Here is a 12,794-nt window from a genome sequence, read left to right on the forward strand (position 1 = left end):
ATCAAAAAAATAAATAATATGGATTTTACATTTCAGGTTTTAAATAATACACGAGAAATTTTTAATAAAATTATTGATAATAATTCTCTTGAAGATTTAAATAAGATACCAAACGGATTTAATAATAATATTATTTGGAATATTGGTCATATTGTGGTTTCAGAGCAATTATTAGCCTATAGATTATCTGGTTTAGACTCGATGCTTTCTGATGAAATGATCAATAAATATAGAAAAGACACAAAACCTGAAGGTAACGTTTTTCAAGGTGAAGTTAACCAGATAAAAGCTTTGTTGTTTTCAACAATAGAAAAAACAAAAGAAGATTATAATAACGGTCTGTTTGAAACTTATAATGAATATACCGTTTCTACAACAGGAAATACATTAACTAATATTGATGAAGCACTACAGTTTGTTGTTGTACACGAAGGGCTTCATTATGGTTATGTTTTGGCACTTTTAAAGGCTATTAAAAACTAAATAGGGTTTGGCTTCATCAAATGGTATTGCAAACTCTATAATGCCATCAGAATAAGGTGCAATTTCATAAATGTTATAAAGTAAAATAAGACCATCGTCGCTGTAAGCTATATTTGCTGGTAATTCAAATGTTTCGGTGTCGATAACCAAATCCTTTTCTTTTATAGCCTCATCAAAATAAGTTTTAGCAAGGTTTTTAAAAGGCTTCAAATTGTTAATTAGTTTATCATTATCAATTAATTCACCTGTTTCTATTTCAAAATTTAAAAATGAAATATTTAGCGTTCCATGAGCACCACCTGTATTACTGTATGAAGTTATAGCGATACTCATTATTTTTGGTGATTGAAACATGATTTCTCCATCAATTTGTGCTTCCCATTGTTGTAAGTTTTCCGGAAATTCAGTTTTAAAATTATTGTATTCCTGATTAAATAACGCGATGCTTTCTTCAATAGATTTTGATGTAACACGGTTTGGGTCACCTATATGTAAAGCTGTTATAACAGCTTTTTGAATTTCTGAATTTATTTTTCCCACAATAGCTTTATTTCCAATGGCTTCAGGAATGTTTACTTCTACAATTTTGTTGTTTTCTGTAGTTAAATTAATGTCTAAAAATGTAGTTTTCACTTCCTTTTTACAAGCTGTAAAAAAGAAAATCGTAGATATAAGTAAGAGTTGTTTTTTGTAAGGCATGATTGAATATTTAACCAACATTAAAGGTAATTATTGCATTTGAATACACCGAATTATAACTTACATTTGTACAAATATTTTTTTATGAAATTCAATACTAAAGTTATTCACGGTGGTCAAGAACATGATAAGGCTTACGGGGCAGTTATGCCACCTATTTATCAAACATCAACCTATGCGCAAACCACACCTGGTGGGCATAAAGGTTATGAATATTCAAGAACACATAATCCTACGCGAAATGCTTTAGAAAAAGCTTTTGCTAGTATTGAAAATGGGAAATATGGTCTAGCTTTTGGTTCTGGACTGGCAGCAATAGATGCTGTTATGAAACTTTTAAAACCAGGTGATGAAGTTATTTCTACTAACGATTTGTATGGAGGGTCTTTTAGGCTGTTTACCAAAATATTTCAAGATTTTGGTATAAAATTTCATTTCATTGGTATGCAAGATGCTTCTAAAATAGAAACATATATAAACCCAAACACAAAACTTATTTGGGTTGAAACACCAACCAATCCAATGATGAATATTATTGATATTGAAGCAGCTTCTCAAATTGCGAAAAAACATAATATTTTATTAGCGGTTGATAATACGTTTGCTACGCCTTATTTACAGAAACCTTTAGATTTAGGTGCAGATATTGTTATGCACTCTGCAACAAAATATCTTGGTGGACATAGCGATGTGGTTATGGGCGCATTAGTTGTAAAAGATAAAGATTTAGCAGATAGATTGTACTTCATTCAAAATGCAAGCGGAGGTATTTGTGGACCACAAGATAGTTTTTTAGTATTAAGAGGTATAAAGACATTACATGTTAGAATGCAACGTCATTGCGAAAACGGAAAAGCTGTTGCTGAATTTTTAGCTAATCATCCTAAAGTTGAGAAAGTATATTGGCCAGGGTTTGAAAATCACCCAAATCATACTATTGCTAAAAGTCAAATGAAAGATTTTGGAGGTATGATATCATTCACAACAAAAGGAAATAACTACGAAGAAGCCATTAAAGTTGTTGAAAATTTAAAGGTTTTCACTTTAGCAGAGTCTTTAGGAGGTGTAGAATCTTTATGTGGTCATCCAGCAAGTATGACACATGCAAGTATACCAAAAGAGGAACGCGAAAAAACAGGTGTTGTAGATTCTTTAATCAGACTAAGTGTAGGAATCGAGGATATAGATGATTTAATTACTGACTTAAAGCAGGCTTTAGGTTAATCTAAATAATATATATAACCAATATTAACCCATACTAACCAATCATTATTTTGATTAAAGTTCAATTGATGATTGAAGCCATCTACCCAATCACTAAAATAATATTGCCATCTTATATCCAGCATTAAATCAGAAAGTTTGTCGAGTTTGTATCGAACACCAACACTAGAAACTACTGACCAATGAGAAAAGGGACTAACATCAATTGGGTATGGTCTTTCTTCTCCAGCAGGAACAGTAGGTAAAAACACTGGATCTCTGTACCAGAAAGAATAGATATTATCTTCATTGTAAATATTGCCATCGCCATAAGTAGTGCTTGCCTCAGGAGTAGAAAATGTGTAGCGAACTCCTAAACTGGCAAATGGAGCTAATTTGTAACCAAAGGCTTGAAATGAACGAATGCTTTTTGGGAAGAACTCAATTTGAGTGCCTATATCAAGGTTTGTGGCAACACCACTATGTGCTCTAAGTCTGTCAGCATCTGGAGTTATATTATCCGGTCCAACCCATTCACCAAGGTGATTTAATTTAGTTTTATTCCATGAAATTTCATTTCTTAACTTAAAATGGTCATTAAAATAAGTGTCTGTAGTATAGCAATTACAATCTGCTCTATATGAGAAGTTTATGTAGTGAACAACGCCAATACCGATTCCAGAGTTTCCAAAATTAGTTTTTCCTTCATTTCGGCTACCAAAATCAGATCTAAATTGAACAGGACCAGCTATAACCCCTAATTCATGAGAGAAGCCTAATTGAGCGTTTGTTGTCTGTACAACAACAAACAGGCAAATATAAGAAACTAACTGTTTCAAGTTAAGCATAATAAGGTTCGTTTTCTTGAGGCATTATTAAAGACAAATATATAAAAACTCACTAAAGAAACAAACATTAATAAAATTACTATAATTAGCTTGAAAATACTTGTTGCGAATTTTTAAAAAAAATGTCTTTATTTTTAAAGATAACGTATATTTGTGCCTTTAAATTACGTATTTGTTAAATTATATTGTAATATAGGTATATATGAAAAGTAATATTGAAGCATTTTTAGACCTTGTAAAAGAAAGAAATGGTCATGAACCAGAGTTTTTACAAGCCGTGGAAGAGGTTGCGGAAACTGTAATTCCTTACATTGTTAAACATGATATTTATTATGGTAAAAACATTCTTTTAAGAATGGTTGAGCCTGAGCGATTAATTTCGTTTAGAGTATGTTGGGTAGATGATAAAGGAGAAATACAAGTTAATAGAGGGTATAGGGTTCAAATGAATTCTGCAATTGGCCCGTACAAAGGAGGTTTACGCTTTCATCCTACTGTAAATGCTAGTGTTTTAAAATTTTTAGCATTCGAACAAGTTTTTAAAAATTCTCTAACAACTTTACCAATGGGAGGTGGTAAAGGAGGTAGTGATTTTGACCCCAAAGGTAAAAGTGATAATGAAATTATGAGATTTTGTCATGCTTTTATGAGTGAATTATTTAGATATATTGGTCCAAATACAGATATTCCCGCAGGAGATATAGGGGTTGGTACAAGAGAAATAGGATTCTTGTTTGGCAAGTATAAAAAATTAAGAAATGAATTTACAGGTGTTTTAACAGGAAAGGGAATGTCTTGGGGAGGATCTTTAATAAGACCTGAAGCTACTGGATATGGTACTGTATATTTTGCAGAAAAAATGCTTGAAACAAAAGATGACACTATCAAAGGAAAGAATGTTGTGATTTCTGGCTCAGGAAATGTGGCACAATATGCTGCAGAAAAAGTATTGCAATTGGGAGGTAAGGTTTTAACACTTTCTGATTCTGCAGGATACATCTATGATTCAGAAGGTATAGATGAGAAGAAACTAGCATTTGTAATGGAGCTTAAAAATGTAAAACGAGGTAGAATAAGTGAGTATGTAGATGAATATTCAAATGCAGAATATCACAAAGGAAAAACACCTTGGGAAGTTAAATGTGATGTAGCTTTACCGTGTGCAACACAAAATGAACTTCATGAAGAAGATGCTAATGCATTGCTTAAAAATGGTTGTATTTGTGTGAGTGAAGGTGCTAACATGCCATCAACTAAAGAAGCAATAGCAGCTTTCCATAAAGCTAAAATACTATTTGCTCCAGGAAAAGCTTCAAATGCTGGAGGTGTAGCTACATCTGGCTTAGAAATGACACAAAATTCTCTAAGATATAAATGGACAAGAGAAGAAGTAGATAATAAGCTTAAAGATATTATGTCAGACATCCACAAATCATGTTTAGAATATGGTACAGATGAAGATGGGTACGTAGACTATGTAAGAGGTGCAAATATTGCTGGGTTTGTAAAAGTAGCAGATGCTATGTTAGCTCAAGGTATTGTATAGAAGTAAACGACTAACTGTTAATTGTAAAAAAGCTTTCCTCTAGAGGGAAGCTTTTTTGTTTTAAAATATATTATTTTAAAGTAAAACTCGTTAGTTATAAATATATTTGAATATTCAAAATCAGGATATGTATAAAAGACTAATTATACTTATAATTTACTTGTTTTCAGCTTATAGTTTTTCTCAAGATTATTCCGCTCTTTGGGAAGGTCATTTTTCATACAACCAGATAAAAGATATTGCTCAAGGAAATGGTAAAATCTATGCAGCAGCAGACAATGCTGTGTTTAGTTTAGATGTGCAAACAAACGAAATGGAAGAACTTAGCACCATTAATGGGTTGTCCGGAGAAACTATTACAACTATTTATTACAGCGAAGTATATGAATTATTGATTATTGGATACGAAAACGGATTAATTGAAATAGCTTTTGATAATGATGATGAAGTTTTAACTATAGTAGATGTTATTGATAAAGTAACAATACCACCCACAGATAAAAAAATCAACCACTTTAATACTTACCAAAATGTAGTTTATATTTCAACAAACTACGGGGTTTCGGTTTTTGATTTAGAACGACTTGAATTTGGAGACACCTATTTTATAGGTAATGGAGGAACTCAAATTCCGGTAAACCAAACCACTATTTTTAATGATTTTATTTATGCTGCTTGCTCTGGAGGTAATGGTATAAAAAAAGCAGAAATTTCAAATCCTAATTTAATTGATTTTCAGAATTGGCAACAAATTACTTCAGGAAACTTTACAGCTATTGAAACACATGAAAGCAAACTCTATACAATAAGAACAAATAGAAGAATTTATGAAATTGTTGATGATGTTTTAAGCGAGAGGTTTTTTTATTCAGATACACCTTTAGATTTGAGAACTGAGGATGAAAGCTTAATTGTTACTACTCAGAATAATGTTTTTATTTATGATATTGATTTTGATTTAGTTTCGCAAATAGATATAGATCCATTATTCGATACACAATATTCCTCTGCTACAATAGATTCAAATACTATTTATATTGGTACAAATGATTTTGGGATATTAAAGACAGAAATTACTAATCCAGCTATTTTTCAAGAAATTCACCCAGAAGGTCCGTTATTAAATATTCCTTTTTCTATAGAAACAGAACCTAATGGATTATGGGTTACTTTTGGGGAATACGATTTATTTTATAACCCATACCCATTAAACAGTCGAGGTTTTAGCCATTTAAAAGATAATACTTGGATTAATAATAGATATAGTGAAGTATTTGAAGCCAAATGTTTAAATGAAATTGCTATAAATCCTTTTAATACAAATCAAGTTTTTATAAGTTCATTTTTTAGCGGTTTGCTAGAAGTAAATGAAGATGTTCCAACAGTTTTATATAATCAAACAAATAGTGGTTTGGAGTCTTTAGTTTTACCAGGCAACCCTAATTATGTAGATTTAAGAGTAGGTACTTCAGCATTTGATAATAATGGTTTGTTATGGACTCTTACCAGTAGAATAGAAGAACCTTTAAAATCATTTAATCCAGATAATAATCAATGGCAATCTTTTAGTTTTACCGATGTTATTGCTGATGGTTTTGCTGGAAACCCAGGATTTGCTGATATTACTATTGGCTCAGATAACACAAAGTGGGTTGCAAGTTATGAGTTTGGTCTTATAGGTTATAAAGAAAATGGAAGTAATTATCTTATTAAAAGTTTATACCGTGAAGAAGAAAATATGCCTGTGCAGGTTACTACTGCTTTAGCACTAGATAATCGCAACCAATTATGGATAGGTACATTTAGAGGATTACGAGTTTTGTATAATACGTCCAATTTTTTTACTGATGAAAATGTTCGTGTTGAAGAAATAATTATTGAAGAAGATGGTGTCGCTAAAGAATTATTATTTCAGCAATATATTTCAGATATTGAGGTAGATGGTTCAAATAATAAGTGGATTGGAACCGATGATTCTGGGGTGTTTTACTTTTCATCGGATGGACAAAACACCATTTTTCATTTTACTAAAGACAATTCACCTTTACCATCAAATAGTATTAGAGATATAGCTCTAGACACAAATAATGGAACAGTATATATCGCCACTAGCAAAGGGTTGGTGTCTTTTAATTCAGGTGGTTCTAGTCCTTTTGAAGATTTAGAAAATGTTTATGCATATCCAAACCCAGTAAGACCTAATTTTAACATTGTAGATGAAAAAGTAAAAATTAAAGACATCTCAGAAAATGTAAATATTAAAATCACCGATATTGAAGGCAATTTAGTTGCCGAAGCTCAATCTAGAACCAATCAAAGATACAATGGATATAATTTAGAAATTGATGGAGGTACAGCCTATTGGAATGGTAAAAATTTAGCTAATAATGTTGTAGCTTCAGGTGTTTATCTAATCATGTTGTCAGATTTAGATACTTTCGAAACTAAAGTTTTAAAATTAATGGTGGTAAGATAATGCTAGTTAACACAAATGCCATTGTTCTCTCTAAATTAAAATACAAAGACAACGACCTAATAGTTAAATGTTATACCCAAGAACTGGGAGTTTTAAGCTTTCTTCTAAGAGGTGTATTAAAGAGTAAAAGAGGGCATTCGAAAACAGCATATTTTCAGTTATTATCTCAATTACAATTAGTTGTTCATTATAAGGAAAATAGATCTTTACAAAGCATTAGGGAAACCAAGTTAAATAATATTTATACCAGTTTACATTCCAATGTTTTAAAAGGTTCTATTGTTATGTTTTTATCTGAAGTGTTATCAACTACTTTAAAAGAGGAAGAACCAAATGAAGCACTTTACAGTTATATAGAAAACACATTGTTGTGGTTAGATTCTCAATCAGAATATTCTAACTTTCATTTATTGTTTTTATTAAAGTTAACTAAATATTTAGGATTTTATCCAGATACAACAGAGATAGACTATCCTTTTTTTAATTTAAACGAAGGAAAATTTGAGTTAAAACCAACCAATAAATATACCATAAGAGGAGAAAATTTAATACTCTTAAAAACCTTATTAGGCACAACATTTGATGCATTAAATAATGTAAAAATAAATGCAAAGCAACGACAGTCGTTTTTAAGTATGATTTTGCTTTATTTTGAACTACATTTGGGAGATTTTAGAACCCCTAAATCGCTGCAAATATTTAATCAAGTTTTTAGTTAAAACATGAAGGCTTTTTACCTTATTTTCTTTTTTTTAATAGCGCACACATGTTTGCATGCTCAAAATGTAAAAGTCTTAAATTCAGTAACTAAAGAGCCTATTTTTGGAGTGGCTATTTATAATGCAGATAAATCTAAAAGTGTAATTACAAATTTTAGAGGAGAAGCTGAATTAGATGAGTTTTCAAATACAGAAACAATCTATTTTAAGCATTTATCTCACGTTCTAAGAAAAATCACGAAACTTCAACTGGGTAACTCAAATAGGATATACTTAGTTTCAAATACACACGGTTTAGAAGAAATAGTTATTTCTGCATCAAAGTTTGAACAAAACAGAAAAGATATTCCTCAAAAGATAGTAAGTATTAAAGCCAAAGACGTGCAATTTACTAATCCGCAAACCAGTGCAGATTTACTTGAAAACACAGGACAGGTTTATATTCAAAAAAGTCAATTAGGAGGCGGAAGCCCTATGATAAGGGGTTTTTCTACTAATAGATTATTAATTACAGTAGATGGTGTACGAATGAATAACGCTATTTTTAGAGGCGGGAACTTACAAAATGTTATTTCTATTGATCCTTTTTCTATTCAAAATACCGAGGTTACTTTAGGTTCAGGTTCTGTAATTTATGGTAGTGATGCTATTGGCGGTGTAATGAGCTTTTACACCCAAAAACCTAAATTATCGCTTTCAGATTCATTGTTGTTAAATGCCAATATTATTACACGATATGCAACAGCAAGCGATGAAAAAACAGGGCATTTCGATTTTAATTTGGGTTATAAGAAATGGGCATTTGTAACCAATGCCAGCTATTCAGATTTTGGTGATTTAAGAATGGGCAGTCATGGTCCAGATGAATATTTAAGACCAGAGTTTGTTCTTACTACCAATACAGGTGATGAAATTATTCAAAACAGTAACCCTTTAGTTCAAAAATACTCGGGTTATAATCAAGTAAACCTGATGCAAAAAGTGCATTATAAACCATACGAAGATTTAAGTTTCGATTTGGGTTTATTTTACACCACAACCTCAGATTATTCCAGATACGACCGATTAATACGCTATAGAAATAATGTTTTACGTTCGGCAGAATGGAACTATGGGCCACAAAAATGGTTTATGTCTAATCTGCAATTAACCAAGTTAAGCAGTCGCTCTAATTTATATAATAAAATTAAAGCTACAGTAGCATATCAAAATTTTCAAGAAAGCAGGATGGATAGAGATTATCAATCTTCTATTAGAAACATTCGCGAAGAAGCGGTAAATGCGTATTCCTTTAATTTAGATTTAGAAAAAACACTAAGCTCTAAAACACAATTTTTTTACGGTCTTGAATATATTTACAATAAAATAAAGTCTAGCGGAGAAGAAGAAAATATATCTACAAATGCCATAAAACAAACGGTTTCTAGATATCCAAATGGGGCAAGTTGGGAATCTGCGGCAATTTATAGCAGTATTAAATACAAGCCAAATTCTAAATTTGTATTTCAATCTGGGTTACGTTTTAATCATGTAGTTTCTAAAGCAGATTTCACTGAAAACAACACCTATTTAAACTTACCTTTTGCTAGCTCAACAAACAAAGCAGGTGCATTAACAGGAACAGCAGGTATTAGTTGGTCGCCAAATAAAACATTACAATGGAAATTAAACGCATCATCAGCATTTAGAGCGCCAAATATTGATGACATAGGAAAGGTTTTTGATTCTGAACCCGGGTCTGTTGTTGTACCAAATGAAACTTTAAGACCAGAATACGCTTATGGAGGCGAATTAGGTTTGAAAATGAACTTTAACGATAAGATTATTTTAGATTTAAACACGTATTACACGTATTTAGATAATGCTTTGGTGCGACGGGATTATAATTTAAATGGTGAAACAGAAATTATTTACGATGGTGAGTTAAGTAACGTGCAAGCTATTCAAAATGCATCAAAAGCGTGGATTTATGGTTTTGAGGTTGGTGCAAGAGTTAATTTTACTGATAAATTAAAACTAACCTCACAGTACAATATAATTGGCGGAACAGAAGAAGAAGGCCATATAGAAGTACCTGTAAGGCATGTGGCACCTAATTTTGGAAACACACATTTGGTTTGGACAAATAAAAATTTTCAAATTGATGTGTTTGGTAATTATAACGGTGGTTTATCTTATTATCAGTTGGCACCTTCTGAAACCGAAAAAGACTATATCTACGCACTAGATAGTAACGGCAACCCTTACAGCCCATCGTGGTATACACTAAGTGTTAGAACACAATACCAAATAACAAATAGTACAACCCTAACAGCTAGTTTAGAAAATATTACAGACCAACGCTACAAAACCTATTCTTCTGGAATTGCTGCATCTGGTAGAAACTTCATTTTGTCTTTAAAATATAGCCTATAATATTAAAACCGCCATTACTGGTTTAGTAAGTGACGGTTTTTGGAAATAAACATTTGGTTGATTTTAATCTACTTTTTTATTGCTTTTTTAGTAATAGTCGTTCCGTTTGATAGTTTAACTTTAGCAATGTAAATGGTACTGCTTAAGTTAGAAAGTTTATAAGTTTCAGAAGTATTATTGCCTTTAAAATCATATAGCTGTCTTCCTAAAAGATCGAAAATTGAAACAGATTTAATACTTAAATTGTTAGATGTTGTAAACTGCACATTATCATCATCTAATTCTACAATTTTTAATGCTTTAGAGTTTAAAGCGACCTCATCTGTAGATAAAGAAGCGGCACTAAATACAACCTCAAAACGGTCTTTAAATTCACCTGTTTCTGATGTAAAAGTATAATCTGAAGCCGATAATTCGTGCACTGTATTTAAAAGATTATCTTTTAAAAACACAGGATTGCTGTTTAAAAAGTCACCTTCAAATTGCGCTAAAGATAGTGTGTATAAGGTAGCAACATTAATATTTGTGTTAAACCCTAGTTTAATAATTTCGTCTGTGTTTAAACTACTAGCAGCTTTACCTTGAATAGCGAATTTTTTAACCGAACTATCCATAGTAGAGTATAATGCAGCAGCATAATCTTGAGTTAAAAGTTTAGGTGCATCATATAAAAAGCCATCATCATCATTGGTAGCACCATCAACATAAGCCACAAGTATTTGGTTAAACACACCATTATCTGAAGTTAAATTAACCCAGAGTCTATTTGCGGTTGATGTCTTTTTTGTATTTGAACTTTTAAAGAATTGACTGTTGCTTGTGCCATCTGCCATACGCATAGCATTGGTAAAAGTTACACTACCACTTGTAGTTGGTAAACTAGCTATAAAAAACCCTTGTGCTGAAGGTATATATTGAGTTGGTATAATAGTGCTTGCTCCAGCAGTACCACCAGACCCAAATGTATAAATGGCATAATCGTTTAAACTAAAATTTTCTTCTTGATTACCAGGATTTGAATTATCTGGCGGAGTAGCTTGAGACCAAAGATAAGCTGCTCCACTAACTTCAGTTGCATTTGCAAGATAGAATGCATCAAAATCTAAGGCTCCTGGATAAGGATTACCAATAAAATTCCAGCTACCAGCTATATTAGCTGCATTATATGATATGCCTGTTGGAACATCACCTGTATTAAAAGAACCCTCAAAGGAAGCGGTTCCAGAACCTCCGGGAATGTGGAAACGAGATTCTGTAGCTGCATAACCAACACCGGGAGCTAAAACATCACCGCTTGATACTATTTGCCAATCGTCGCCATTATCATCAATATCGTTACCATCGGCATCAAGATAGTTAGCTGCAATGAATCTAAATCGTCTATCACCAGGAGCAAAAGGGAAAGCGTCACCTACAACTTCTCCAACAACAGGAGAACTCCAATAGGTGTAATAATACCATTGTGCTTTTGCAGGTGTTTGTTTATTAACTCTTGCAACACCTCCAGCATTAACGGTAAAGGTTCCTAAGTCATCATTTTGTACAAAATTACCTTGAGTTTCAACAATTAAATCACCATCTACATTTACATCATATTCAACTTCAATAAATGAGTTGTTACCTACAGTTAAAGTAGATCCAGCGTTTACAGTTAAACTACAAGCACTAAAATTACCATTTATAGCAGAGTTGTAATCTGCGTCAATAATAACCTCGGTTGTTATATCTGGTGTGCCACTCCAAGTTCCATTCCAGGTTACAGTTCCTCCAGCACAAGTTACTGCTGAAACGACCCCATTAATTATAATACCTTTATTAGTTGCTGTATTTTCTTCAATATCAAAAGTTCCACCAGCAGCACCAGCACTAAAGGCATAAAGTCTAAATGTAATAGTACCTGTTATTCCTGTTATTGAAGATAAATCTATACCATTATTATCTTCAGCGGGGTCAGAGACGGAAGCGTCTGTAAATATAGATGTAAAACCAGAGCCTGTATCAACTCGAATATCAACCATTTGAGGCCCAGTAGGGCTTCTGTCGTAAGTAATATCCATTGTTGACAAATCTATTTGGTATCCAGAATTAGGAGTGAGAGTCCACTCTAAATAATCATTTGAATCAAGAGTTGTGGATGTAGTCCAGTTATTAGAATTATAAGTTCCTCCAGCATTTAGACCTATTCCAGGACCTCTACATATTCCCGTTGTAATAATATTAGCATCAGAAGCGATGGTGCCACTACAGCCTGTGTTTTGAAGAGAGCTAAAAGATGCAATTTCTTGCCCATACCCAAAATTCACAGCACAAAAAAGTGCAATAAAAAAAGTAAGGGATTTTGTGAGGGTAGTTTTTTTCATAGCTGTTAAGTTTAAAACTTAAGATTTGGTTTTTATAAATTTTTC

9 protein-coding genes are annotated in these 12,794 nt (G+C 32.1%); 6 read left to right on the forward strand and 3 right to left on the reverse strand.

Going from position 1 to position 12,794, the window contains the following annotated elements; all coding sequences use genetic code 11:
• Positions 1-18 precede the first annotated feature (18 nt).
• A complete protein-coding gene (locus tag MBM09_RS02625; RefSeq protein WP_238675299.1) occupies positions 19-483 on the forward strand; it encodes a DinB family protein in 465 nt (154 codons plus the stop codon).
• Here the strand turns inward: MBM09_RS02625 and MBM09_RS02630 are convergent.
• Positions 463-1,182: a DUF3298 and DUF4163 domain-containing protein gene (locus tag MBM09_RS02630; RefSeq protein ID WP_238675300.1), complete on the reverse strand. Its 720-nt coding sequence runs from the start codon at positions 1,180-1,182 to the stop codon at positions 463-465. The genes MBM09_RS02625 and MBM09_RS02630 overlap by 21 nt on opposite strands.
• Before the next feature lie 84 nt (positions 1,183-1,266).
• Here MBM09_RS02630 and MBM09_RS02635 point away from each other — a divergent pair, with 84 nt between their 5' ends.
• Complete coding sequence (locus tag MBM09_RS02635; RefSeq protein ID WP_238675301.1) at positions 1,267-2,406, forward strand: cystathionine gamma-synthase; 1,140 nt, start codon at positions 1,267-1,269, stop codon at positions 2,404-2,406.
• Here the strand turns inward: MBM09_RS02635 and MBM09_RS02640 are convergent.
• Positions 2,403-3,233, reverse strand: a complete 831-nt coding sequence (locus MBM09_RS02640) for a glutamate dehydrogenase (RefSeq protein ID WP_238675302.1) — start codon at positions 3,231-3,233, stop codon at positions 2,403-2,405. The two genes, MBM09_RS02635 and MBM09_RS02640, sit on opposite strands and share 4 nt — an antisense overlap.
• A 202-nt stretch (positions 3,234-3,435) precedes the next feature.
• Between MBM09_RS02640 and gdhA the strand changes: the two genes are divergently transcribed.
• From gdhA to MBM09_RS02660, 4 genes are all read left to right on the forward strand, one after another.
• Entirely contained in the window at positions 3,436-4,779 is a 1,344-nt protein-coding gene (gene gdhA, locus MBM09_RS02645; RefSeq protein ID WP_238675303.1) for an NADP-specific glutamate dehydrogenase, read from the forward strand.
• Positions 4,780-4,906: 127 nt separating this feature from the next.
• Positions 4,907-7,255 carry an ABC transporter substrate-binding protein gene (locus tag MBM09_RS02650; RefSeq protein ID WP_238675304.1) on the forward strand — a complete coding sequence of 783 codons (2,349 nt, stop codon included), beginning with the start codon at positions 4,907-4,909 and terminating at the stop codon, positions 7,253-7,255.
• On the forward strand, positions 7,255-7,974 hold the full coding sequence (recO, locus tag MBM09_RS02655) for a DNA repair protein RecO (protein ID WP_238675305.1): 720 nt from the start codon (positions 7,255-7,257) through the stop codon (positions 7,972-7,974). The genes MBM09_RS02650 and recO overlap by 1 nt, the downstream gene beginning before the upstream one ends.
• A gap of 3 nt (positions 7,975-7,977) precedes the next feature.
• Complete coding sequence (locus MBM09_RS02660; protein WP_238675306.1) at positions 7,978-10,389, forward strand: TonB-dependent siderophore receptor; 2,412 nt, start codon at positions 7,978-7,980, stop codon at positions 10,387-10,389.
• A 68-nt stretch (positions 10,390-10,457) separates the two neighbouring features.
• Here MBM09_RS02660 and MBM09_RS02665 read toward each other — a convergent pair whose 3' ends face one another.
• On the reverse strand, positions 10,458-12,749 hold the full coding sequence (locus tag MBM09_RS02665; protein ID WP_238675307.1) for a T9SS sorting signal type C domain-containing protein: 2,292 nt from the start codon (positions 12,747-12,749) through the stop codon (positions 10,458-10,460).
• Positions 12,750-12,794 lie beyond the last annotated feature (45 nt).

This window comes from Flaviramulus sp. BrNp1-15, assembly GCF_022259695.1.
In the GTDB taxonomy this organism is placed as follows: domain Bacteria; phylum Bacteroidota; class Bacteroidia; order Flavobacteriales; family Flavobacteriaceae; genus BrNp1-15.

What these genes read in the sequence shown, in the direction of transcription:
- MBM09_RS02640 (WP_238675302.1), bottom strand. Translation starts at nt 3,233, where the DNA reads ATGCTTAACTTGAAACAGTTAGTTTCTTATATTTGCCTGTTTGTTGTT.
- MBM09_RS02635 (WP_238675301.1), top strand. Translation starts at nt 1,267, where the DNA reads ATGAAATTCAATACTAAAGTTATTCACGGTGGTCAAGAACATGATAAG.
- MBM09_RS02650 (WP_238675304.1), top strand. Translation starts at nt 4,907, where the DNA reads ATGTATAAAAGACTAATTATACTTATAATTTACTTGTTTTCAGCTTAT.
- recO (WP_238675305.1), top strand. Translation starts at nt 7,255, where the DNA reads ATGCTAGTTAACACAAATGCCATTGTTCTCTCTAAATTAAAATACAAA.
- MBM09_RS02665 (WP_238675307.1), bottom strand. Translation starts at nt 12,749, where the DNA reads ATGAAAAAAACTACCCTCACAAAATCCCTTACTTTTTTTATTGCACTT.
- gdhA (WP_238675303.1), top strand. Translation starts at nt 3,436, where the DNA reads ATGAAAAGTAATATTGAAGCATTTTTAGACCTTGTAAAAGAAAGAAAT.
- MBM09_RS02625 (WP_238675299.1), top strand. Translation starts at nt 19, where the DNA reads ATGGATTTTACATTTCAGGTTTTAAATAATACACGAGAAATTTTTAAT.
- MBM09_RS02630 (WP_238675300.1), bottom strand. Translation starts at nt 1,182, where the DNA reads ATGCCTTACAAAAAACAACTCTTACTTATATCTACGATTTTCTTTTTT.
- MBM09_RS02660 (WP_238675306.1), top strand. Translation starts at nt 7,978, where the DNA reads ATGAAGGCTTTTTACCTTATTTTCTTTTTTTTAATAGCGCACACATGT.